This window comes from Psychrobacter sp. I-STPA6b (genome assembly GCF_020662265.1).
Classification (GTDB): Bacteria; Pseudomonadota; Gammaproteobacteria; order Pseudomonadales; family Moraxellaceae; genus Psychrobacter.
The window spans coordinates 55917-81222 of sequence record NZ_VEWM01000057.1 but is presented as its reverse complement, the minus strand read 5'-3'; the positions used below and the strand labels follow the sequence as shown (position 1 = coordinate 81222).

At 39.0% G+C, this 25306-nt stretch carries 27 protein-coding genes; 2 read left to right on the top strand and 25 right to left on the bottom strand.

Features of this window, described 5'->3' with window-relative positions; translation table 11 throughout:
• Positions 1-19: 19 nt before the first annotated feature.
• A complete protein-coding gene (locus tag FHK88_RS04360) occupies positions 20-1426 on the top strand; it encodes an SIP domain-containing protein (RefSeq protein WP_227429545.1) in 1407 nt (468 codons plus the stop codon).
• Between the two features lie 528 nt (positions 1427-1954).
• Here FHK88_RS04360 and FHK88_RS04355 read toward each other — a convergent pair.
• The 10 genes from FHK88_RS04355 to FHK88_RS04315 form a co-directional block, all read right to left on the bottom strand.
• Positions 1955-2137 (bottom strand): hypothetical protein, encoded by a 183-nt coding sequence (locus tag FHK88_RS04355; protein WP_227429544.1) that lies wholly within the window; start codon positions 2135-2137, stop codon positions 1955-1957.
• Between the two features lie 204 nt (positions 2138-2341).
• The gene (locus tag FHK88_RS14150; protein ID WP_264480607.1) at positions 2342-2470 is read right to left on the bottom strand and encodes a hypothetical protein; all 129 of its coding nucleotides are present in this window, start codon (positions 2468-2470) and stop codon (positions 2342-2344) included.
• A 199-nt stretch (positions 2471-2669) separates the two neighbouring features.
• Complete coding sequence (locus FHK88_RS04350; RefSeq protein ID WP_227429543.1) at positions 2670-3215, bottom strand: hypothetical protein; 546 nt, start codon at positions 3213-3215, stop codon at positions 2670-2672.
• A 567-nt stretch (positions 3216-3782) separates the two neighbouring features.
• Positions 3783-4070 (bottom strand): hypothetical protein, encoded by a 288-nt coding sequence (locus tag FHK88_RS04345; RefSeq protein ID WP_227429542.1) that lies wholly within the window; start codon positions 4068-4070, stop codon positions 3783-3785.
• Positions 4071-4159: 89 nt separating this feature from the next.
• A complete protein-coding gene (locus tag FHK88_RS04340; protein WP_227429541.1) occupies positions 4160-4564 on the bottom strand; it encodes a hypothetical protein in 405 nt (134 codons plus the stop codon).
• Positions 4565-4572: 8 nt separating this feature from the next.
• A complete protein-coding gene (locus tag FHK88_RS04335; RefSeq protein WP_227429540.1) occupies positions 4573-4830 on the bottom strand; it encodes a hypothetical protein in 258 nt (85 codons plus the stop codon).
• Between the two features lie 69 nt (positions 4831-4899).
• Positions 4900-5124: a hypothetical protein gene (locus FHK88_RS04330; RefSeq protein ID WP_227429539.1), complete on the bottom strand. Its 225-nt coding sequence runs from the start codon at positions 5122-5124 to the stop codon at positions 4900-4902.
• 310 nt (positions 5125-5434) lie between these two features.
• Positions 5435-5740: a hypothetical protein gene (locus tag FHK88_RS04325; RefSeq protein ID WP_227429538.1), complete on the bottom strand. Its 306-nt coding sequence runs from the start codon at positions 5738-5740 to the stop codon at positions 5435-5437.
• Between the two features lie 60 nt (positions 5741-5800).
• A complete protein-coding gene (locus tag FHK88_RS04320; protein WP_227429537.1) occupies positions 5801-6064 on the bottom strand; it encodes a hypothetical protein in 264 nt (87 codons plus the stop codon).
• A gap of 323 nt (positions 6065-6387) precedes the next feature.
• Entirely contained in the window at positions 6388-6783 is a 396-nt protein-coding gene (locus FHK88_RS04315; protein WP_227429536.1) for a hypothetical protein, read from the bottom strand.
• Here FHK88_RS04315 and FHK88_RS04310 point away from each other — a divergent pair.
• Positions 6777-6923: a hypothetical protein gene (locus FHK88_RS04310; RefSeq protein WP_227429535.1), complete on the top strand. Its 147-nt coding sequence runs from the start codon at positions 6777-6779 to the stop codon at positions 6921-6923. The two genes, FHK88_RS04315 and FHK88_RS04310, sit on opposite strands and share 7 nt — an antisense overlap.
• 135 nt (positions 6924-7058) lie before the next feature.
• Here FHK88_RS04310 and FHK88_RS04305 read toward each other — a convergent pair whose 3' ends face one another.
• From FHK88_RS04305 to FHK88_RS14340, 15 genes are all read right to left on the bottom strand, one after another.
• Positions 7059-7520 (bottom strand): SMI1/KNR4 family protein, encoded by a 462-nt coding sequence (locus FHK88_RS04305; protein ID WP_227429534.1) that lies wholly within the window; start codon positions 7518-7520, stop codon positions 7059-7061.
• Between the two features lie 127 nt (positions 7521-7647).
• Entirely contained in the window at positions 7648-8436 is a 789-nt protein-coding gene (locus FHK88_RS04300; RefSeq protein WP_227429533.1) for a deaminase domain-containing protein, read from the bottom strand.
• 795 nt (positions 8437-9231) lie between these two features.
• On the bottom strand, positions 9232-10161 hold the full coding sequence (locus FHK88_RS04295; RefSeq protein WP_227429532.1) for an RHS repeat-associated core domain-containing protein: 930 nt from the start codon (positions 10159-10161) through the stop codon (positions 9232-9234).
• 18 nt (positions 10162-10179) lie between these two features.
• Positions 10180-10593 carry a hypothetical protein gene (locus FHK88_RS04290; RefSeq protein ID WP_227429531.1) on the bottom strand — a complete coding sequence of 138 codons (414 nt, stop codon included), beginning with the start codon at positions 10591-10593 and terminating at the stop codon, positions 10180-10182.
• On the bottom strand, positions 10590-11306 hold the full coding sequence (locus tag FHK88_RS04285; RefSeq protein ID WP_227429678.1) for an IS1 family transposase: 717 nt from the start codon (positions 11304-11306) through the stop codon (positions 10590-10592). Before FHK88_RS04285 ends, FHK88_RS04290 begins: the two co-directional genes overlap by 4 nt.
• Before the next feature lie 117 nt (positions 11307-11423).
• Positions 11424-11870 carry an SUKH-3 domain-containing protein gene (locus FHK88_RS04280; RefSeq protein WP_227429530.1) on the bottom strand — a complete coding sequence of 149 codons (447 nt, stop codon included), beginning with the start codon at positions 11868-11870 and terminating at the stop codon, positions 11424-11426.
• A gap of 166 nt (positions 11871-12036) precedes the next feature.
• A complete protein-coding gene (locus tag FHK88_RS04275) occupies positions 12037-13059 on the bottom strand; it encodes an RHS repeat-associated core domain-containing protein (protein WP_227429529.1) in 1023 nt (340 codons plus the stop codon).
• Between the two features lie 69 nt (positions 13060-13128).
• Positions 13129-13389 carry a hypothetical protein gene (locus tag FHK88_RS04270; RefSeq protein WP_227429528.1) on the bottom strand — a complete coding sequence of 87 codons (261 nt, stop codon included), beginning with the start codon at positions 13387-13389 and terminating at the stop codon, positions 13129-13131.
• Positions 13390-13854: 465 nt separating this feature from the next.
• Positions 13855-14154, bottom strand: coding sequence for a hypothetical protein (locus FHK88_RS04265; RefSeq protein WP_227429527.1), 300 nt, complete (start codon positions 14152-14154; stop codon positions 13855-13857).
• On the bottom strand, positions 14151-14630 hold the full coding sequence (locus tag FHK88_RS04260) for a hypothetical protein (RefSeq protein WP_227429526.1): 480 nt from the start codon (positions 14628-14630) through the stop codon (positions 14151-14153). The genes FHK88_RS04265 and FHK88_RS04260 overlap by 4 nt, the downstream gene beginning before the upstream one ends.
• An 89-nt stretch (positions 14631-14719) precedes the next feature.
• Entirely contained in the window at positions 14720-15658 is a 939-nt protein-coding gene (locus tag FHK88_RS04255; protein ID WP_227429525.1) for a hypothetical protein, read from the bottom strand.
• 22 nt (positions 15659-15680) lie between these two features.
• The gene (locus FHK88_RS04250) at positions 15681-16637 is read right to left on the bottom strand and encodes an RHS repeat-associated core domain-containing protein (protein WP_227429524.1); all 957 of its coding nucleotides are present in this window, start codon (positions 16635-16637) and stop codon (positions 15681-15683) included.
• Positions 16638-17135: 498 nt separating this feature from the next.
• Positions 17136-17426, bottom strand: a complete 291-nt coding sequence (locus FHK88_RS04245; RefSeq protein ID WP_227429523.1) for a YrhB domain-containing protein — start codon at positions 17424-17426, stop codon at positions 17136-17138.
• Between the two features lie 140 nt (positions 17427-17566).
• Positions 17567-23797, bottom strand: a complete 6231-nt coding sequence (locus FHK88_RS04240) for an RHS repeat-associated core domain-containing protein (protein WP_227429522.1) — start codon at positions 23795-23797, stop codon at positions 17567-17569.
• Positions 23798-23847: 50 nt separating this feature from the next.
• On the bottom strand, positions 23848-24813 hold the full coding sequence (locus tag FHK88_RS14340; protein WP_227429521.1) for a SpvB/TcaC N-terminal domain-containing protein: 966 nt from the start codon (positions 24811-24813) through the stop codon (positions 23848-23850).
• Between the last annotated feature and the right edge of the window lie 493 nt (positions 24814-25306).

The following is a 25306-nucleotide window of genomic DNA, read 5'->3' as shown; positions in this document are numbered from 1 at the left end:
TTAATAAAGGAGGCAAGCAATGGATATTTTAGCAAGCATTAGTAAGGCTAAGAAACTTGCAGTAGAGGCTGGTAACAGAGTCTTTTTTACCAGCTTTGATGGTCAGCAGCGTACACCACTGACAGGTGATGATGCCCTATCTAAAGCAGATCTGTTCGACTTTATCCATACTTACTGCCGTCGTGATTTGGATAATATCCTGCAAGTCTTTACTGATGTGCGTAGCCATAAGCAAGCCTTACCTGTGGTTGCAGAAATCTATCAACAAGGGCTATTAATACAATATATTCCTGCTGATGTGGTTCTCGATGATGCCATATTTAAAGCAAGTTCAAAATCAGTACAAGATAACAATGAGGCTATTAATAAAGATAACAGCGTATCAGTAGAGAACATCAAACAACACCCAAGCAGTCAAACGGTTTTTGTGCCGTTTCGTATCCAAGATGCCTCAATTGATGAACGCTTTTATTATTTATATTATGAAGCACTGATTAGACTTGGAAAAATAGAGGAAGTACGACCAGATAAAGCCACACGGCATTATTTTGCAGTCACTGATACTCAGTTTGTCACCCCAAACATGCTACGTCTATATCTAAAAAGTGACGTGACACTACCAGATGATGATGCAGGATTTGCTTACCGCTTTATATTGACCACATTAAATAAAAAAGGTGATGAACAAAAGATTGACTTTAATATTCGCAAGTTACCCATGCAAGTCTGGCAACAGCTAGAGCCTAAAGTTAAACAACTGCCTTTTGGTACACGGCTGATTAATACTGCCAAAAAGCAAGGCTCAATCTTATTCTTTGAAGTATTAAAGCGTCTGCCAGAGGCACAGCGAGAAAAACTTGAATCAACAGCCACAGGTGGTGATGAAGGACGTTATTACACACTGCGTCAGCTTAAGGCGAATACAGATGCCTATTTAGGTGAAGTAGATATTTATATTCATGAAGGCAGCCCGGGTAGTGAGTGGGCAAAATCACTCAAAGCAGGTGATATTATCTATGCTGATAATGATTACACAGAGACCATCAAGAATATGACCATCGGTCAGCCACTACTTATCTGTGATGAAACGTCAATGCCTTCTGTGACTGCGGTGTTAGAGCGTTGGCATAGTGATGTAATCCCTATTGTGATTAGCATTACTAATGATGATGCTGACTTTAGTTATTTTGATGAGATGTTATTACCTGAAGTATTGCAGGATAAGCTAAATATTATCTATATCAATACTAGCGAGACTGATAACTTGGCACAAGCGGTGATTGAGCAAATCAAAGCTCAAGATAAACAGATTGACTGTGCTTGGGGAGCGATTGGTAAGGCTGATTTCAAGCCAATCAAGGCATATCTACGTGAAGAACATGGACTAAAGGGTAAGATTAATCGGATACGGGCGTATTGGGTTTGAGGTGGAGGGTTGTTTGGATTTGATGGTTTTTAATGCTTTGTTAAATTTAAGATAGTACTGTTACATGGAAGATGTGTGAAGGTGTAACTACTCTTATAAAAGCAGGTACTGCGAGTGAGTTGGATTTTGTGCCAGTTTTGTATTGAACCTGTTTGGGAGTTTCGTTACATCAGTATTAGAACGGGTATTTATAGCGCTGGTTTGCTGTACAACCATACAAATTTAGTCAGCCAGTGCTTTTATTTTTAAATAACTTAAATTATATATTGGCAAATCAGGTGTAAAAATATAAAAGAGAAAAACTGGGTTATCCAAAAAATAAAAACAAATATTAAGATGATTTTTTTAGGAGCAAGTATTATAGAGAGTATAGATACTATAAAAAAAATAAGAAACAATATTGGGTATAATAATTCGAAGCTCATTGCACTACATTTGTTATTGACCATAAAAAAATATAGTCTAATAAACAATAATTACAAAATAAACCAGTTACAGTTATGGTTAATAGTAAAAATTTAATCATTGCTATCTTATGCTCATACCTTTGATTTTTATTGCTAGATTGATGCTTCTTTCGTTACCTAATCTCCCTGAAGATGCATAATAAAAAAGCCTGATGCCTTGTTCGTAAGTATCTTGTTGTGTTTTTAAAGTAAAGGCAGATTTGATGGTTTCCCAATCAGTCATACTTGCATATATATTGTTCATAATTTCTCATTTTCTCAATAGTTGTCGGATTATTATGACTATACGCATACAAATTCAGATTAACCAGATTAAATACTCCACCTTGGCTACCTTCGCCATCCAAATAACTGCCTAAAATAGGATCAGGACTCTGCCAAACCTGCGTTCTTTCACTCGAGCACAGCTCTTGTCTTGCGTCGGGGCGACTGTCTCCCAGACCTTTGCTTATCCTCGCTCAGGCTGACTACCAAACATTGGGGTTATCCATGAGGTTACGGGTACGTTTAGTATTAAAGTAGACGTCATAGGCGTTGACTTTAAGCTGTGACAGTCTTCTGCGGGTGTCGTAGTCATAGTTCACTCGAGAACAACTCTCGCCTTGCACTCGGGCAAAGCAGTACTTTGCTAATTCCTCGCTTAGGTGGTGTTGTTACCATGCCACTGGAATACTCTCTGTTCAAATTTATCGTAGCCGAGCTGTTTGATGTAGTCGTAGTTATGTCCTTTTTTACTTCCATAATGTTAACCAAGGATAAACCTAGTCTCTTGTTTTTCAATCAGAGATAAATTCAACCCAAGGATTCTTTTTATCTTGTGATAGCTTTATTGAAAGTTTGCTAATAATCTGCATTAAGCTCTCAACAATATATTTAGATACATCTCTTTGAATAATCAAGCAATTATACTTTTCAGAACTTGTACCAGATATATCTTCCTCAAAAAACTCTTCTATACGAAAAAAGTCATCAAATTGAAATTGAAGAAATATAATTTTACCCCGATACTCATAGTAAAATTCATAATTTTTAATCTGGTTGATGATGGGATTAGTAAATATATTAACTAAATTATAATTTATAAGTAAAACAACACTTAAAATGTTGTGTAAGCAAAGATAATCCAGTTCAACTTCTAAGAGATTTGATTGAATATTGTATCTAAATCTTTCATTCATAATTCCAGTAGGAAGTATTGATATAAAACTTGTATTATCTTCATATACAAACCCAGCAACAATCGCTATCAAACTAAGGTTATCACTATGGTTTATTGCATAATCTGTTACTGTGTACGAACCCAACCATCTTTTAACTTTCATTATGGACACCTGACTGTAATCGTATCGCTAGCCATAATCATTCCTGAATTCCTTAGTAATTTTTGTGCTTGATTATAGCCTGAAGCTCCAGTAATCGTTGGAGTGACATTAGATAAACCTGCCTGTCTAGCCACATATAAGGTTCTATTGTTTAACGTCACATAACTTCCATTCATTTCATGTACAGAAATATGCAGTCCATCAGGGAGCCTCCCCAGTCGTCGTGCCTCATCGACTGCCTCACTAATTGGTCTACCTCTCCATTTTTCTGGAACGTCTGTTGTATTTTGGAAGTTTGGGCTAATAGAGTCTTGTGTATAAAGAATATCATTAGGATTAACATTGTGTACTAATACTGATACGTTATTATCTATAATAAAGTAGGTATGCTTATCATCAACAGTAAAATTATATGTTCTGGTATCCTCAACTTTTTGGTGGTGTATAAAAAAGTCTGTTGATTAAAATTTAAACAATCCTTGAAGCCTTGAACGCCCTGTAGGAACAGATAACGTAGCATAGACTCCTTATTGACTTTTATTGCCAGCATACTTTTTAGAACACCACCTAATTAATTATAAACTCCTCTGTACTAAAATCAGCACAATAATAACTTCCCTTATAGGGAATCTCTTTCAATTTAGATTTATTTGCAAGCTTATATGCTTCTTGAGTATTTTTTAACATCAAATCTACATCGTCACTTAAACTCTTACGTATAAAATAATCACCATTTTCGTCGATTTTAAAATCTGTATGTAATTTAGCATAAGTTATTAAAAAACATATTTTATACTTTGGATCAATTTTTTCATAAACTTGCCGGTCATAATTGGAAGAAAATTTAACTGACATAAGAGGAACATAACTAAATTTTTTTATCGTATAAATAAAATAAAGCTATTGCAACTAATAAAGTTAAAACACAGGCTATAAATAAATTTCTATTTAAAATCAGCATTTTTCCATGTCCCTTTTTCATTATCATATATTCCCTTAAAACTTCCACTCCACTGAGATTTTATATTAAAATCTGATGCGAATCCCTGCTCCACTAAATACCTAGCTTCATCATCTCTAAAATAATCAGGATTAAACACACCAATGGGAGTACTTTTGCCTTCATCCCAATTATACAAGTCCTCCCAAGTGTGAATTATTGTTCCTGATACATTAGTATAGCGTCCAATCCTAGTAGCCACAAAATTACCAGTTGTTGTTAGCGAACTACCGCCTGAACCAAAATAAAGGTTTGGGTTAACAAACCTACTGGGTTTAATAGATGCTGTAAAGTACTCAGAGAAATTCTTCGTTTCATTATCCCTCACTTGGCTACCCTCTCCATCCAAATAACTGCCTAGGATAGGATCAGGACTCTGCCAAACCTGCGTTCTTTCACTCGAGCATAGCTCTCGTCTTGCGTCGGGGCGACTGTCTCCCAGACACTCGCTTTATCCCTCCTCACATAATATCTAGCACTGAAGTAGTATAAGCCAGTCTCTTTATCCAGCTCCTTACCAGTAAACTTATAATCAGTACCAAATGCCCCTGATTGGTCTACCCATGTTGCTCGGGCATAGCCCTGTGCTTTGCGCTTCGGGCAACCGTTCCCCAAACGGTTGCTTTTCCTCGCTCACACTTGGGAAATAAGCAAAGAACTCATGTACCTCACCATTGTCATCGGTCAGATAGCTTGAGCTACCGATATGATTACTCGAGCATAGCTCTTGTCTTGCGCTCGGGTGAGTGTGCCCCACACACTCACTTCTTCCTCGCTCAGATGATAGAAGTATTGTTGCCCTTCATAGTCGATGCCTCTTGGGTCTTCGGCATTGCTATGATCGCCTAAATCTATTTTAATTTTGTTAGGTTGGTAGCTTAGAATACCATGACTGCGATTACCTTTCATGGCACATGTAAAGCAGGGGTTTGCCTGTCCAATTACTCTTTAGAGATGGAAAGGAAACTAAAGATAGATGTGTCGTTAGCAATACAAGTAAGTGAGGTAGTTGTTAAATAGCTGAGCAGAATACCCAGCCTACGCTTGCTTTCTCATCAATATTATGAATATTAGTAATTGTCGATATACCAATGGCAGTATACATATTGCTATGGGATATTTGTAATAGTGTAGAATCCTTGAAGTATTTCCATTGGGTATAGAAGGAAAAACATTTGTAACGGTATAATCAATACTCGAACGATAGTTATCTGAATAATTATTTCATACTTACTTTTTTAAAATCACTTGCTATTTCAAATATACTTTCAGTATTTGATATATTAACTATTTTCTCCGGAATGACTTCACTTCCTACAAAATAATTCACTAAGTGGTAACTTGAGAGTCCATTACTCCAGAAATAAATATAGCCACCAAATTCATCACTATTAAATTGAAATCCTATTAAATTGCCAAAGTTATCATCATATCCATCAACATAATCTATTTCCATAGTTTTGCCAAATAATGATATTATATTATCTAAAAACCACTGTTTTAAATAATTTTCGCTAAAAACCATAGTTATATCCCAATAATAAAACAACCTGATAAGCCAAATAGATAATAAGAAAAGTTATCATTATAACCTAACTCGAATTCCTACATATAGAGCAACACCTACTGTCGCCATTGGATAATTACCTTGCTCCCAATCTGAGCTTGTCTGCTCGGCAATCATTCTTTGGTTTGCTAACTGATCAGAGACACAATCAACTCCAGATTCAGTGGAAGCTGTACATTTCCCATCCGGATCAACCAAATTAACCGGATTATTACCTACATAACCATACAGATTGAGATTAACCGGATTGAATACTCCGCCTTGGCTACCCTCTCCATCCAAATAACTGCCTAGGATAGGATCAGGACTCTGCCAAACCTGTGTTCTTTCACTTGAGCATAGCTCTCGTCTTGCGTCGGGGCGACTGTCTCCCAGACACTCGCTTTACCCCTCCTCACATAATATCTAGCACCGAAGTAGTATAAGCCTGTCTCCTTACCAGTAAACTTATAATCAGTGCCAAATGCCCCTGATTGGTCTACCCATGTTGCTCGAGCATAGCCCTGTGCCTTGCGCTTCGGGCAACCGTTCCCCAAACGGTTGCTTTTCCTCGCTCACACTTGGGAAATAAGCAAAGAACTCATGTACCTCACCATTTGCATTAGTCAAATAGCTTGAACTACCGATATGATTACTCGAGCATAGCTCTCCCCTTGCGCTCGGGTGAGTGTGCCCCACACACTCACTTCTTCCTCGCTCAGATGATAGAAGTATTGTTGTCCTTCATAATCAATGCCTCTTGGGTCTTCGGCATTGCTATGATCACCTAAGTCTATTTTAATTTTGTTAGGTCGGTAGCTTAAAATACCATGACTGCGCTCTTTGACTAAGGCATTGTAGTGGTTGTTAATTTGTGCTTGCTCTGTGTCAATGTCTGGTAAGGCACTGATACCAGCAGGCTCTTGTTGTTTGGACTGATTACCAAACATTGGGGTCTCAAGAGATTTACCTATTTTACTAGCGATGCGTTGTCCGTCAGCAAAGTAGTGAAAAATTGGCACAAGATGCCGCTTTTGGTAGTAAATACGCTAAAGCAGGCGAAAACGCCGCCGCTTTTGAGCAACGTATTAGGCAAGAATTAAACAGCCCAGCTACGCAAAGTAAGTGGGCTGGGGATTTGGCAAGGGTGGGGTTTGGGTGAAATGCTATACCCACGTTTAATTGTTATTAAATACGTTAACTATATTAGAATACTTATACTTGCATAGGTATTCTACAAACTTTCACATATTGCTTATAAAAATAAATAAAAAAGGACTTTTATAACAGGTTTATTCTATTTACTTTTGAAGTTATTATACTGCTTCCGCATATCTAACTCAAATTGCACCTTTCCAAGAAATAGTTTCATAAAGTTATCGGCGGTCTTAAAATAATTATCTTCACCTTCGGTAATATAAAACATTGTCGTCCCATTTCCTGATTTGAAAAAGAAATCAGCTACATAACCTTGATGTAACATAACACAAAAAACGTTTTTCTCATCTATATCAATTTTATTATATTTAAAAATATCTATTAATCCTTCTTGAATATCATCAAGCTCATAATAAGTCAAGTCCGTACCAGCCATAAAATTTCCAGGATTTGTTCCCATTTCTCTAAGAAAATTTTTATAATCTTCTGGAAATTCGACATTAAACTTTTTTTGAAGATCATTAATTTGTTTTTCATTACATCCTGATATATTGCGTGTATCAAAACATCTTGGATATTGAGCAAGAATCTCTATAAACATACGATCGACCTTATTAATTAAATTAATTTCCTATAAAGAATAATAAATAACTTTAAAGCTTGAGCTTTAAAAGCTTATACTTAAAAAATAGTCTACCTTAACTATTTTTAGTTAGGATGGACTATAGTTAATTTCTTGGCGGAACACCATATTCTATCTTTAATTGAACATTGGGATGCCTTTCACTGAATTGCCTAACTACATTTACACACGATTGGCATGGTGTTCGTTCTGAATATATACTCCCAGAACTATTACGATTAATTCTAGACGAAATATGTTCTAATAGTTTCACTTCTGAATCAAAGCGCCTTGTATTTTTACTATTTGGGTTTGTAGGAAAGGTTCCGAACCTCCTATTTACTGGGTTTGGTATAGTACCAGGATGTTGATGTTCTCCGCTGGCTGCTACATAGGTACCTCTAGCTCCACCGATTCTTACATTAGCATAGGCGATATTTTTAGTCCGTCCAATATTTAAAGAGTTTCGGTAATAGTTAATGGTATTTAACCCTCCAGGGTTCAAATTATAGCTTATTCTATTGCCTATTTCCCTTTGGTATCTCTTTAAATCTCTTTCTATAAATGTCACATCACGATGAGTATATCTAGGTCCATTTATCGGTGAAACATTTGAATAGGTATAGTTTGGATCATATCTTCTTATCCTATTTTGTATTCCTTGAACTCGAGCACTGTGCACTATAGAGTTCGATGAGGGAGAATTGCCAATTCGATTTGGCGGTCTTCTAGAGTTTCCGTCTGGATCAACCAAATTAACAGGATTGTTACCAGTATAGCTATACAAATTCAGATTTACTGGAGCATAAACCCCTCCCATTCCCGGTAGCTTACTTGGGTCAGCATTAATACCACCTAAATAATCACTCAAAATAGGATCAGGACTCTGCCACACCTGCGTTCTTTCACTCGAGCATAGCTCTTGTCTTGCGTCGGGGCGACTGTCTCCCAGACACTCGCTTTACCCCTCCTCACATAATATCTAGCACTGAAGTAGTATAAGCCAGTCTCTTTATCCAGCTCCTTACCAGTAAACTTATAATCAGTACCAAATGCCCCTGATTGGTCTACCCATGTTGCTCGGGCAAAGCAGTACTTTGCTAATTCCCCGCTCAGGTGGTGTTGTTACCATGCCACTGGAATACTCGCTGTTCAAATTTATCGTAGCCAAGCTGTTTGATGTAGTCGTAGTTATGTCCTTTTTTGTAGCCGACCATGTTGTTAAGTTTGCCACCTGCGTTGTAGTGGTAGCTGACTATATAAAGCTAGCACAAGATGGATGCTACTTTTGAGTAGCGTATTAGGCAGGAATTGGTCAACCGGAAATCAACAACGATGGCCGATTTAAGGCGGGTTGGGCTTAAATGAGGAGATTGTTTGTATTGAAATAAGGGTAGTGTCTCAGATACTCACTTTGTCATTCCTGAGACTGTATTTTTAAGAGCATTCTAATAAGTTTCATTTTCTAAATTTCACTATACTATATATATATTTAAGTAGTAAATAAATAAATAAAAAAACTATAAAAGAAACAATAAAACTAGAAGATATAAAAAATAATATATAGCCAAAATCTATATTTCCTGTCTCAAAGTTGTAAAACTCTCCTTGATTATTATTTTTAATACCTATATATAGAAAAGTTAGAGATATAATAAAACTCATTGATACCAAGCCTAATATAATATTTCTATTCATCTTCCTTCTCCCAAACTCTATTGGAGTAAATTCTGGCTACTCTAGCACCATATTCACTAACTTGTGTAGCATTAACATTATTATATAGAGTAGCAATTTGAGCTATGTTTCCATCAGGGATATTAGCTTTAATTGAGGCTAGCATTTTTGTCCCTGCAAAAATATTGTGATGTGGGTTTTCTAAATATTCTCGACTACCGAAAGAATCTCCCCAATAGCTTACATTAATATTCATAGGTAGAATGGATTTGTTCGGACGTATTAAACCTGTAACTTTATCATAATACCCATGTGTAGTTTCCATGTACATAATTGCTCGAATAAGATCAGGGTCTAATTTATAGACACTGGCAGCTTGCTCAATAGTACTATTATAATCAAGTACTGGTGAGAATGAAGCAATCTCATACCAAGGTTCTAATCCTCGATAACCAGCACCTTGAGATACTATGAAGTTACAGCCCCCTCCATTCAATACACACTGCTTATTTGACATACCGTTGTTATTATTTCTTGGTGTATTGCTTAGGGAAGCATACGATAAACCAGCAGCTCTTTCAGCTCTTTCTATACTAGAGTCATAATATGTTGACTCTTTCCCATCCAAATCAACCACATTAACAGGATTATTATGACTATAAGCGTATAAATTCAAATTAGGTGGATTATAAACCCCTCCCATTCCCGGTAGCTTACTTGGGTTAGTCTTAATACCACCTAAATAATCACTCAAAATAGGATCAGGACTCTGCCAAACCTGCGTTCTTGGGTCATAGTAACGTGCATCGAAGTAGTATAAGCCAGTCTCTTTATCCAGCTCCTTACCAGTAAACTTATAATCAGTACCAAATGCCCCTGATTGGTCTACCCATGTTGCTCGAGCATAGCCCTGTGCCTTGCGCTTCGGGCAACCGTTTCCCAAACGGTTGCTTTTCCTCGCTCACACTTGGGAAATAAGCAAAGAACTCATGTGCTTCTCCATTATCATCGGTGAGATAGCTTGAGCTACCAATATGATTACTCGAGCATAGCTCTCCCCTTGCGCTCGGGTGAGTGTGCCCCACACACTCACTTCTTCCTCGCTCAGATGATAGAAGTATTGTTGCCCTTCATAATCAATGCCTCTTGGGTCTTCGGCATTGCTATGATCACCTAAGTCTATTTTAATTTTGTTAGGTTGGTAGCTTAAAATACCATGACTGCGCTCTTTGGCTAAGGCATTGTAGTGGTTGTTAATTTGTGCTTGCTCTGTGTCAATGTCTGGTAGGGCACTGATACCAGCAGGCTCTTGTTGTTTGGGCTGATTACCAAACATTGGGGTCTCAAGAGATTTACCTATTTGGTGGTGTTTCAAAAAGTATGCTGATGAACATGACCATCGTTAATATAAAAGAACAGCATATCAAAAGTTTTAAAATGATTATCGAGCTTTTTAGAGAAGCCACAAGTTTTTCTGAAAGCTCGTCGTAATCTTTGTCTTATTCGACAGTTATTACCTTCGATACCTACGGTATGCTGCTTACCAATTCTTTTATTATCAGCCTTGAATGCAGTAATAAAACTATCCCAGTTATCCATAGCAATAGACTCATAACTAACTTTAAGCCGTTTAAGACGTTCTCTTAACTTCTTCGCAGTCTTTAGGTCACGTTTACCCCACACATAAGCAACTATTTCACCTGTATGACGGTCATAGGCATAGATAAGCCAGACTTTACGTTTCTTCTTACCAACATAGGTCCAAAACTCATCAACTTCTAGTCTTTGGTAATATTGATGTTTGGGTTCTAGCTGATAAGCCCAGCCTTGTATAGTGCTGAGTACTTTACCAATGCTAACCGAAGTTGTTTCAGCAATATCTCTAATTCCACAGCCTCTGACTAGCATGAGCCGTATTCTACTTTCAACAGTTGAATGACAGCCTTGGTAGCTTAAAGCATGGTCTCCAATGAATTGTCGTTTACAGTCTTTACACTGGTAGTTTTGCTTACCATAGCTTTTTTTACCATTTTTCTTTAGACTTGTACTGTGACAGTCGGGGCAGTTTAGTTCTATTTGTGTCTTCATAACCTCAAATATAACATCTGCTTCGGCTGTCACCACTCCTTCATCCCTTCAGCATACTTTTTGAAACACCACCAAAATTTAATCAATATCGATATTGTATATCCACAATAAAGGCTATCACTCTAGAATTAAATCAATATTTGGTGTATCCTTTTTTTCAAATATGGCATTCAATCCTTCGTAAGCAGTTTCACCCAACTTAGTTAAGTAGCCATCATAAGCTCCATACATTCTTCCACTCTCAGAAATCATCACTTCTAAAAGATAATTATCATAAGCACCTACAAGGCACATCTGCTCACCAATAGTTAAAGCATAAACATCATTTGCCCAGCCTGAGTATACTGTTTTTGCAATATAATCAATGTCGAAGGATACGTAACAATATTTTTCATCTTTAGATTCGAATGATAAACCTCCAAACTCTTTCAGAAACAACTCTGCTTTATCATTCAATATAAATTTTTCTTGATTAAGAGTAGCTCTGATTTTATCAATTTTGATCTCTCTAGATGGAAACCAACCCATCTTAGTTAGAATTTCTTCTGTAACTTTACTCAACATTAATAATTCTCATGTATAACAAATAATAAAAATATGTATGCAGAAATATATACTTTATAAAAAAATTATATGAATGACTTAAAACAAAATACGCACTAAATAAGCAAAGATATAGAAATTGTACTGCTAACGATTTCTTTAGATATCATTAGCTATATATAGTTACTTAATCACTAGTTGCCCTCCCCCCATCTGTAGTTACTCGACAATTAGCACATCTTGGAAAAGGCTCATCAGTTTTAACAATCACAGTATGTACCTCTAGATTGCTTATAATCGAACCATTATTCAGTGCATTATTTACTGCATTAAATTCAGCACAGTTATCGACATTCGGGCATCCAGTTAAACTTTTATTAGGCATTCTACTTCGTAATAAAGGATGAATATTTTGTGACCTTACAGACCAACCACTAATACCATAGTAGCTTTGTCCAGTTGTTAAGTCCACTGCTACACTAGCAGCCCTAGGTTGTGATTTACCTTTACCTCTAAAACTAGAGTTTCTAAGATTATTAGCAAAAGCTCTAGCAAGATTCCCAGCAGTTCCAGAGTAAATTGAAGCACCAGAAATACTGACAGCCCTAGCTCTAGGTGGGGAAGCTTTAGCACCTAAACCTAGCATTAATAATGAAATACCACTATTACGTGCTTGCTCATAATTACCATCCCTTAGTCCCGCTGCCATATTATAGCTTTCAAAAGGGGTATTAGCAGTATCTGTTCCAAAAGTTAATGCATTTTGTGCTGCAGCTTTAGTTATATACCATGAGGACAATGAACTGTTACCAGCAGCAAGAGCCATTTTAGCTAGTTCAGTATTATTTAGTGACATTCTTTTCAATCCATCACCTAAATCTACCCTACTACTTTCAAATACATCTTCTCCATCCGGATCAACCAAATTAACCGGATTATTATGCGTATATGCATACAGGTTCAGATTAGGCGGATTATAAACTCCTCCCATACCCCGCTCGCCATCCAAATAACTGCCTAAAATAGGATCAGGACTCTGCCAAACTTGCGTTCTTGGGTCATAGTATCTAGCGCCGAAGTAGTATAAACCAGTCTCTTTATCCAGCTCCTTACCAGTAAACTTATAATCAGTACCAAATGCCCCTGATTGGTCTACCCATGTTGCTCGAGCATAGCCCTGTGCCTTGCGCTTCGGGCAACCGTTCCCCAAACGGTTGCTTTTCCTCGCTCACACTTGGGAAATAAGCAAAGAACTCATGTACCTCACCATTTGCATTAGTCAAATAGCTTGAACTACCGATATGATTACTCGAGCATAGCTCTCCCCTTGTGCTCGGGTGAGTGTGCCCCACACACTCACTTCTTCCTCGCTCAGATGATAGAAGTATTGTTGTCCTTCATAATCAATGCCTCTTGGGTCTTCGGTATCGCTATGATCACCTAAGTCTATTTTAATTTTGTTAGGTTGGTAGCTTAAAATACCATGACTGCGCTCTTTGACTAACTTATCATAATGGTTGTTAACTTGAGCCTGATCCATATCAATATCGGGTAGGGCACTGATACCAGCAGGCTCTTGTTTTGCACTCGAGCATAGCTCTCGTCTTGCGCTTCGGGCAAAGGTCTCCCAGACCTTTGCTTATCCTCGCTCAGGCTGACTACCAAACATTGGTGTTTCTAAAGCATTACCAATCTTACTAGCAATCCGTTGACCATCAGCAAAGTAATGTTTACTAAAGCCAGTACCACTGATGACAGTTGAGTCCCACTACGGGCATAGCCCTTCGTCTTGCGTCGCTAAAAAGGTCTCCCAGACCTTTGCTTATCCTCGCTCAGGCTGACTACCAAACATTGGTGTTTCTAAAGCATTACCAATCTTACTAGCAATCCGTTGACCATCAGCAAAGTAATGTTTACTAAAGCCAGTACCACTGATGACAGTTGAGTCCCACTACGGGCATAGCCCTTCGTCTTGCGTCGCTAAAAAGGTCTCCCAGACCTTTTCTTAACGCTCCTCAGGATAAAGCTTATTATTTTTGATACTACGATTACCCTTAGCATCATAATAATAATGCTGACTGACCAACCCCTGACTAATCTTAGTTAGATTACCATAAGCATCCCAGTGTAGTTTGCGAGTTGGAGTTTGTACGCCCCATTTGCCTTCACGTACGGTGTCGCTATGGCGTCCGTTGGCGTCATAAATGTATTGCTGAGTTGCTTCGTTATCGCTTGTGATGCTGCTAACGGCATGTGGTTGCTTATCACTATAATCATATAAATGACTATAAGTGGTCGCATTCACATTGCGCCAATTATTGATGATTTTTCCAGTAGTTTGGTGGCTTTGCTCTTTGCTTTACTCAAGCATAGCTTTCCGTCTTGCGCTTCGGGCGAGTGTGCCCCACACACTCGCTTATCCTCGCTCATGTTATGGATATCATCATACTGCATATTAACCATGTAGCGGTCTTTACGGTTTTTGGCCTCATAGTCTCCTGATGCTCCGATAAGTTGGTATATCTCATCGTAGTCAAAGGTTTGGCTAACTCTGCCGCCCAGTTGGTTTAGGCGTGTGGGCAGTGGTGCTTGGTTTTGTATTGCTAGGATGTTGGTAGTCATAGTAGCTGGTGGTGTTGTTACCGTGCCACTGGAATACTCGCTGTTCAAATTTGTCGTAGCCGAGCTGTTTGATGTAGTCGTAGTTATGTCCTTTTTTGTAGCCGACCATGTTGTTAAGTTTGCCACCTGCGTTGTAGTGGTAGCTGACGATTTCTCCATCTGGTAATAATAAATTTGTTTTCTGTAAATTACAGGTATAGTACTTCTTTATTTATATAAGAAATAATTTCCAGATTAATTTTCCTATATTAATTATATATATTATTCCCAAACACTTCCCTATAAATTTTAACTATCTGAAGAATGTTATAGAAAATATAAAATCCATTAATTATAACAATGAATATTGAGAATAAAACCGTATTTTTATAATAAATATACCACTGGTTATCTGGGATGTTGCTTATCAACAAGAGTCCAGATATTTTGCAATATTCTTTTTCTTTTATTTTGTTTGTTTTCTCAATCATTTCTTTGGAGTGATAGTTGAGAAGATATTCTCCATCCTCTTTTATTGTAAAAGGCCCAAAAATCCAAATATATTTTTTTCGATTGTTAAAATCATGTAGTCTATCAAACCTTTCGTCAAATGAAATACCATATTTTTTTAAATCCTGTCTCAAAAAATACCTATCTGGATTTTTAGGATGAACTAACTGTGAGGATATAACATCCCCTGAACTTGAAGTTAGTTCAAACGTTGCACTATTATAGCCAGCAGAATCTAAAACCTCCTGACACAAAAAAGCTATTTTATATCTATTTTTTTTCAAATTTATTATAAACTCTTCTTCTTTACCTAGTTTATAATTACTATTAGACGACCAGTTAAGCACTCTCACTCTTTCGTACTTATTAAGTATTATGTTATTAATCATTGTAGGTATGGTAAGATACAAGATAATTAATATTAAAAAAAGAGTGCTTGTTATAACTGATTTCCACTTATTCAATATTATATTTTTTTTTATAAAATCACCCTCATGAGTAAATAAGTTTGTTTTTAATTTTGAGTGGGTTTTATAAAAATACAAAACAAATAAACTAAGGCAACCAATTGTTATCAATCTGTTGGTTAAAAGAAGGTATTGTTTAAGATAAATTAATATAATTATTAAAATTAATGATAATATCATTATTGGTTTTAAAATAAAGTCAAGTCCTTTGTTTTTATTTAAGTTAGACAAAAAATCCTCCATATAGTTATTTCTATTGCCCATAAAATGTGGTATCAGTTAATTGAATAGTATAGGCATAAGTTTGGCTAGCACTAACACCTATTGACTGGCTTGAATTGATACCAACACCTAAAGAATATAAACTAAAATCTGCTCCTATAGGAGTGATTTTTGAACCCTGACCATTATATAGTCCATAATTGATTGATAGGTTTTTTTGTAAAGACTGTCCTTTCATATCATCAAGCTCTAAATTTGCATCTGAACCATACCTGAAATCTACATAACCTGATATATTTAAATTACTAGTATTCATTGAGGCATCAACATCTGCTCCATATCCAATTTCACTATTTCCATATATTGCACTAGAATGTATTCTCCCTTCTTTAAAATAATATGCAATCATAATACTAGCAACTCCTTCAATTTCTCCGGCAGATTCTAAACCTTTTGCTATATCACCTCCAATATTAATTTTAGAAAGATTAAAACCTTTTTGGGATGCACTCAATTTTATGTCATTGATCACGTTTATATCAACATTTAAACCCACCCCTGCCTCAATAAAGAAAATTTGATTTTCACCCTTAAAAGGATCAGAGTTGGTATTATTGCGAATTTCTGCTATCGAATCACCTAAGTCCACACAAGCAATACATAATCCATCCGGATCAACCAAATTAACAGGATTATTATGACTATAAGCGTATAAATTCAAATTAGGTGGATTATAAACCCCTCCCATTCCCGGTAGCTTACTTGGGTCAGCATTAATACCACCTAAATAGTCACTCAAAATAGGATCAGGACTCTGCCACACCTGCGTTCTTGGATCGTAGTATCTAGCGCCGAAGTAGTATAAACCAGTCTCTTTATCCAGCTCCTTACCAGTAAACTTATAATCAGTACCAAATGCCCCTGATTGGTCTACCCATGTTGCTCGGGCATAGCCCTGTGCCTTGCGCTTCGGGCAACCGTTCCCCAAACGGTTGCTTTTCCTCGCTCACACTTGGGAAATAAGCAAAGAACTCATGTACCTCACCATTTGCATTAGTCAAATAGCTTGAACTACCGATATGATTACTCGAGCACAGCTCTCGTCTTGCGTCGGGGCGACTGTCTCCCACACACTCACTTTTTCCTCGCTCAGATGATAGAAGTATTGTTGCCCTTCATAATCAATGCCTCTTGGGTCTTCGGCATTGCTCAAGTCAGGTAGGGTGACTATCAGCTTTCTGGGACGTTACTCAAGGATGCCATTACTTCGCTCTTGGGTTAGGGTAGTGTAATGGGCATATAAGTCTTAGGTGCTATTAATGCAGTTAATATGCTAACACAGTCAACAATAGAACAAAGTTTGAGCGACGTATTAAGCAGGAACTCATCAACCCTGATAATCAGCAACATTGGTTGGCTGATTTAAGGCGGGTTGGGTTTGAGGGGTAAGTTCTGTTTGATATGTTGGCTAGGTAAAATGCGCAGACTACGCTTGCTTGCACTTTTCGTATTCTTTTAAATAATTGTCAATAGTATCTGCAGTGCCAAACGTCACAATTTTATTATCAAAAATATCAACTAGAAAAGGTGCATTTCCTGCTAAAGCTTCTCGAAAATCATTAGTCTTAAAAAATTCGGCTGAATTATATGAGAATATGTAACCATAATTAACTTTCATTGGACTATCTGAACTAAATTCTAAGTCAATTTTTATTTCTTTTTCAATTTCCAATAGATGGTTTCTTGCGATATCCCATGCTTCATTTTTACTCAACATATATAAACTCCTTGAATAAAGCCCTAATACAACTATCAATTAACATCTATAGCCAAATCCAAATATAATTAGTACAGTTCAAATGAATCAAGTCATTTGAAGCTATAACTGTACCATTTTGATTGTGTGTTAGCTATAGTCTAATTTGTGTACATCATATGTAGACTAACATAACCTTGCCCTTCAAAAACCGCTTCTTTACCTGTCTGCCCATCTAAGAATCTTATTGTTCCATTTTGATTCACAGCATTGAAAACATGACCCGATGTATTATTACCCCTATATCCATATATAATTGCTCTTGAACCATTTCCTGCTCTTGTCATCCTATCAATAATTCTAGACTTTGCCATAGCTGAGCTGAAATGTCTGCCATAATATTTCTCTAATTCTCTTATAGGGGTGCTACTACCTGGCATAGCTGAAGCGGGACGACCGGCTAAGGTACTATCAGTTGCAAGAGCACAATTTACGCAGTTTTGTGTACCGTTAGTAGGATTAACATTCCTAATACTACCAGCCGATCTTGTAGTATTAGAAGATGGCGAACTCAGTTTAGCAAATGAGAGCTGTATACCAAGATCAGCCAAGCCGTCATAATACTTACTCGCATCTCTTTCATAAACACCTGTTCCAATTCTGTTACCAGCATTATAAGGTGCAGATATGACTCCATCAAATACAAACGCCATTACAATATTGGCTGTATTAGCAGTGCCTAAAGCAAAACCTGTAGCAACACCTATATAATCGCCATTTTCGTATGAACTAGTCATTCCTTCAGTAATAGATCTTTGGTTTTGCAGGGTTGTATTTAAACAATTTATCTGGCCATTGTTAGTTGCACATTTCCCATCCGGATCAACCAAATTAACCGGATTATTACCTACATAACCATACAGATTGAGATTAACAGGATTAAATACTCCACCTTGGCTACCCTGACCATCCAAATAACTGCCTAAAATAGGATCAGGACTCTGCCAAACTTGCGTTCTTGGGTCATAGTATCTAGCCCCAAAGTAGTATAAGCCAGTCTCTTTATCCAGCTCCTTACCAGTAAACTTATAATCAGTGCCAAATGCCCCTGATTGCTCTATCCACGTCTCACCACTTGGGAAATATGCAAAGAACTCATGTACCTCACCATTGTCATCGGTCAGATAACTTGAGCTACCGATATGGTCTTTATGATAGAAGTATTGTTGTCCTTCATAGTCGATGCCTCTTGGGTCTTCGGCATTGCTATGATCGCCTAAATCTATTTTAATTTTGTTAGGGCGGTAGCTTAGAATACCATGACTGCGCTCTTTGACTAACTTATCATAATGGCTGTTAACTTGAGCCTGATCCATATTAATATCGGGTAGGGCACTGATACCAGCAGGCTCTTGTTGCTGTGGCTGACTACCAAACATTGGTGTTTCTAAAGCATTACCAATCTTACTAGCAATCCGTTGACCATCAGCAAAGTAGTGTTTACTAAAGCCAGTACCACTGATGACAGTTGAAGCAAACGGATAAAGCTTATTATTTTTGATACTACGATTACCCTTAGCATCATAATAATAATGCTGACTGACCAACCCCTGACTAATCTTAGTTAGATTACCATAAGCATCCCAGTGTAGTTTGCGAGTTGGGGTTTGTACGCCCCATTTGCCTTCACGTACGGTGTCGCTATGGCGTCCATTAGCATCATAGATATATTGTTGCGTTGCTTCGTTGTCGCTTGTGATACTACTGACAGCATGTGGTTGCTTATCACTATAATCATATAAATGACTATAAGTAGTCGCATTCACATTGCGCCAATTATTGATGATTTTTCCAGTAGTTTGGTGGCTTTGCTCTTTACGAGTAATATTATGAATCTCATCATACTGCATATTAACCATATAGCGGTCTTTACGATTTTTAGATTCAAACTCAGCATAAGCCCCAGTTAACTGATACAAATCATTGTAATCAAAGGTTTGTTTTACACTGCCACCTAGCTGTGAGAATCGAGAGGGCAGGGGAGCTTGGTTTTGTATTGCTAGGATGTTATTGGTGTTGTCATAGTCATAGTGGTTATCCATGAGATTACGGGTACGTTTGGTGCCAAAGTAGACGTCATAGGCGTTGACTTTAAGCCGTGATAGTCTTCTACGGGTGTCGTAGTCATAGTAGCTGGTGGTGTTGTTACCGTGCCACTGGAATACTCGCTGTTCAAATTTATCGTAGCCAAGCTGTTTGATGTAGTCGTAGTTATGTCCTTTTTTGTAGCCGACCATGTTGTTAAGTTTGCCACCTGCGTTGTAGTGGTAGCTGACGATTTCTCCATCTGGGTAGGTGATGGAGAGGACACGCCCCCATGTATCAGTGTTAGTGTCTTGGGTGTAGGTGCGTACTTGTGAATTCGTATCGACTAGGGTGCGTATCTCTCGGCTGATATTACCCATAAAGTCATAGAAGTATTCGCTGCTACCTGCACTGTCTTCGACGAGTACGAGGCGTCCTGCTCGGTTATAGGCGGCTCCGGGTTTGCCATAGTGGTAGCGTCGCTCTTTACCTGAGTTATAGGGGTCAGTGATACGGATAAGACGATTATGGTCATAGACGTAGCGGATAAATAGTCCTTCTGGCGCAAGCTCAGCGGTTTGCTCATAGATGAGGTTGCCCGCTGGGTCATAGCCATAGTTGGTCAGTCCGGTGTCTGGGTTGTCGATGCTGGTGCGACGTCCCATCATGTCGTAGTCACTGCTGGTTTGGTTGCCAGCAGCATCAACGACGAGGCGGATTTGTCCTAGGGCGTCATAGTTGTAGCGGGTTTGGTTACCTTTAGCATCAGTGACAGTGGTGGTGCGTCCGTCAATGTCGCTATAGCTTTGGGTTTGGATGCCATTGGCATCTGTCATTTGGGTGACAAACTGAGTAGCACCATTGCCATCTGTGCCAAAGCCATAATTCATGCTGGTACTGGCACCATCCGGCAAGGTGCTGGTAGTGACTCTGTCTAATACATCATATTGTTGTGTGGTAGGCGCAATGCTGTCTTGTTGTGGGTTATAGACATTATTGCCATTACCTTTGCCCTCTGTGGTTGGGTAGTAAGTTTTGTCTACTCGTCCAAGTCCATCAAAGTATTGATAGCCTGAGATGATCATGACGGGGGTGTCGGCTTGGTTTTTACCTGTGTAGAGACTGCCATCTTTTTTGGTTTGGATGACTCGCCCTAGTGAGTCGCTAAAGGTATAGGTGTCTAGGGTGCCATCACTGCCAGAGACTTTGCCTGCGGCATCATAGTGCTGGGTTTTTGCCCATGGTACATCCGCCATTGGTGCATAAGTCATGGCGATGGTGTAGGGGGCATTGTCATGTAGTTCGTTAGGTCCAGTGACGGTTGCTGTGCGTCCGACGCTGTCATAAGTATAGGTCGTAGTGTTACCGTTGATGTCTGTATTTTGGGTAATAGCCCCCCATTTATAGTCATACTGGCTGGTTGAGCTATAGCCATAGCTATCGGCGATACTGGTGACATAGCTGTGTGTATTGTCATCATAACCATAGCCGTGGATTAGTCGTTCGCCACGCTCATTCTTTGGTGAGATTAAGGCGGCTACATTTCCATAGTCATTATAGCGGATGTTAGTAATAGCAGGGTTTCCTGCGCCTGTCTGTGCAGTAATTTGTGTAATATCACCTTGAGCATTGACTTGGGTGCTACGCTCTCGTAAGCTCTGACCACGGTCGATATCTGTAACGACAATGTGGCTGGGTACACCGGCTATGTAGGTGTTAAATTGACTGGGGTCATGGTAGCTGATGTCAGCTTGTAGTGCATTACTGCCTGCTTCACCCAAGTTATCGCCTAAGTCTTGATATTTAGTGATGTTGCCATAGTGGTCATATTGATATGTTTGCACATGGTTTTTTTGTGCTTGTGTACTGCCTTCGTAGTATCGTGTTTCTTGACGTACTAAAGCAGGGAAGGCGGCATCTTTATCGCTAATAAACTGACTGCTATTATTTGGATTTGGCTCATGCCATACTTGCTGCAGCTGATAGTCATTGTCTGTTTGTGTCCATAGTTTACCTTTGGCGTCACTAAGTGTCGTACGCACAGGTAGAGCTTTGAAGTAATAATGCGTGTTGTTAAAGGCTTGGCTCTGTGTGCGATAGACTGCATCGTGATTGAGTGTATCGTGTTGATGGATGTTAAGTGTGGCAAAGCCAAAGAATTCTCGCTCGCGGCGGTCATAGTAGCCATCTTGATAGTCAATGGTATTGAGGCTACGATACCCACCATTTTTGGCAACACGATCAATGGTCTCTATTCGGTCAAGTACCCAGCGACTAGGGGGCATGGCATAAGTATTACCTTCACGATGATAGTCAAGCTTGATTTGACTACCCATCGGACGATGAATTTCTGCCAAAAGATTACTACGTCCGACTTGGCTTGGACGTATGGTTAGCTCATGGCTACTGTTAGATTCAGTAATATCAGGATAGCCATCACCGTTGATGTCTTGTAGTGCGCCTGTAGGTCGAGTAAGTCCTTTTGTCCAATTTTTACCACCATTAATACACGTTTTGATGTTCACCGGTGGTGGTACTAAAATACATGCTGCCAGTGCCACATCTGCACTTTCAGAGAGGGAGTGAGAGGCATTTTTTTTGTTGATACTACCCCATGCAATGGCATCGGCAAAGCCATTACCTGTATTGAGCCGTACCATGAGAGGGTTACCACTACTGACAACATCGGGTAGCCCATCGCCATTGACATCATATAGCCCTTGTTGATCTGTATTTTCTGTATCTGAAAGGCTGATACCTGCAGCCAGACTATAAGCACCAAGATTGATATTGCCACCAAGGCTCTGGGTTTCGTTATTTTGTTGTCTAGCACTCGGGTATGCCCAGTTTTCTTTTGGAGCAAAACGATAGCCTAGATTAAGCTCAACTTGCCCATCTTGATAGACGCGATCTGCCAATCCATCACCATTGATGTCTACGGTTGCCCAGACGCTTTGAGTGGTTCCATCACCAGATGAACCATTGACACCAGCACTACTATGAACTTGTGGTGTCGTGATGACAAATACACGCCCATCAACAGTGATAGGCTGTTGTTCATGTAGTATATAGCCACCACTCACATTGATGCTCTCAGAGCGACTTTGATCTTTTGTGTGACTATTGATGCCTGTGAGCATCTGCTCACTGAGTCGTCCTAGCATATCGGTAAATTGAATACTACTTTCACCGATGACATCGGGATAACCATCCCCATTCATATCTACAAAGTCACTAACTGTATGACTGCTAGATTTGCTACGAGTCAGACCTGCACCGACACCACTACCACCACTGAGACGATATGTTGTCGTTTTTGATTTGGTAACTTTGACAACGGCTGCTGCTCCAGCACTGGGAATGGGGCTGGCATCACTGGCAGATTTTTGCCCAAAGCGAGTACTACGAACACTAAAGGCATTGACCATATTATCAGGGTCAAGACCAACAAATGCTTGACGCTCTCCATCGGGTAGCATAGTAATATAGCGTTCATGAGCGGGGTTATAGTGCTCATTGGCAGCATCAATACCTGCTTCACTACCACCATCAATCTGGCCGATATCCTGTGCTTGATTAGTCGTTATACCTATCACACTAGGGTCGATAGGTTGACTGCCCCATGGTGCATTTCCGTTATAGACAAACTGTCCCCAGCCTCGATAACCTGCTCCAAGTATCCAGCCATCATCACCAGCAAATATGCTCAGAGGTAAGCTTTGTTCACTGATGCCAAGGCGACTTAATGTAAAGCGACTATTGGCAAGAGCCTGCCCTAATGCTAGGTTGTCTGCGCTTGCTTCAACGTATAGTAGCTGTCCTGTTGGCACAGTTGCAGTGAGTGCTGAGATAGGCTGTGATAATGCACCATGAGTCACACTGACAGTTTGTTTACTGAGTAGAGTAGCGACTTGTCCTATTTGGTTTGAGCCAGCTTTTAGTGAAAGGGTCAGTGTCCCAGAGACATTGCCAGCAATCTGAATATGAGGGGTAATGGTGACGTGACCAGATGTCGCCAAAGGCTGTACTTGACTAGGGGTCACGACGTGTTGATATAAACTCATACTAGGCACAGCATGAAAGCGGAAAGCTTCACGACTTTCTGCGTCATTGAGTGCTTGGTTGATGGTGTTGTTATCTGTATGTTGATAAGTGACAATGGGTTTCCATACCACTTGTGTCCAGTCTATACGGCTATCAGAAGTGAGCTCAAACTTCAAAGTCTCACCGACTTGTACATCGCTAGATAGTGTTATCTCATGGTTGCTGGCAGCTAAGCCAAGGTCTTGGTTATATAGTACACGCACGTGCCCTTGGCGGTTAGTGGCAATAATACGAGCAGTGACATGATCACTGGTTACACCTTAGGTGCAAGCTGCTGACCTGCAAAAGTATAGGTTTCAGTCTCTAGAGCTGTATCATAACGAGGCACACCCCAGCGCGTATCAATCCCCACAGAGGGTAGTGATAAATGCCAACCCATTCCTAGCATGCCGTTTTTATCCATGCTATTGTAATTTAGTGCAAGGCTTGGAGTCATATTATGTCGCCCAGCAGGCAACTGTAGTGGGTAGCTGATATTAGCACTACCTTGAGAGTTAGCCGTTGGTGCGGGCATTAAATTAACTTGACTACTTGGATCTGCGGCTGACATACCACTAAAAGTGGTTGGGGTCATGGCAGAAGTCTCGGGCATATCAGGTGCTTTTGCAACAGCATTGATCATATCGGTAAAATGATCTGTCGTTGATACAATCGTATGACTTGCCTCATCGACCTCTATTTTATCTAATGCAACCCAGCGATTTTCATTTTCATTAAAGTAGTAAGTTTGGATATCATGTGGGCTAAATCCCTCTGGGATAGCTTGTGGATTGTACTGGATTTGTACTGTTTGCGCTTCAGAAAACTGAGTGCCATGGGGTAAAAAACGATAGCTACTCGCACCAACTGTTAGGTTAACCATCCCGTTATCAAGCGCAGGCATATCCACTCGACGTAGGGCAGTCACTGAAATATCACGGTCTTTTTTAGCAGAGGCGGTTAGGTCGATACTAGCACCATTGAGTGTCAGTGTCTCTGGCTGATTATCATCTTTGGCATAGCGAGTCTCACCGGGGGCTTCAATGTTGACCAGCTGGTCTGCCTGCATTTCTCCTTCTACAGTGACAGCTGTTTTTAGGATTTCCAGCCCTTTAGAGGTCTGTAGAGAGATGCTCACTGGCACTTCGGTTGGTTTGCTGGTATCTACTTTTTGGTGTCGTTTTTGTTGAATTTTTGCCGTATCAACAATGGTGACAAACTCACCACCTGTGAGTGGCACATGCTCTGAGCCTACCTGAACGCTATCAACTGCGCCTTTTAAGTCACTGATATATCCAGTAATCAGTGACTTACCATCATATGAATGTCTGGATTTATTGACAATCAGCCGAGGTTTACCTTGGCGTGTTTCATCTGTTGGCTCAATATCAATGGTAACTTGGCGGATATCATAGCCTAATATTTAACTTACTGATAAGAAGAACTGTTATTAACAACAAGAAAATCAGTCAAAAAAAATTTGTATGAATTTATAAAATCAAACAGTTATTAAGCAATAAGAAAAAAATCTATACAGTTACGTTGCAGTATAAGTCTGGTAACACTATATTATAAACATATGTATAAACTTATGTTATAAAAAAATGTTGAAAATATAGGGTTTTAATAGGAAATAGTACATTTTATTAGACAAATATTGTTTTTGGGTATCTGATAACTACTGTCTTTTATTTAAATAAAAACATTTAATAAAATCTTAATAAATTCAAGGG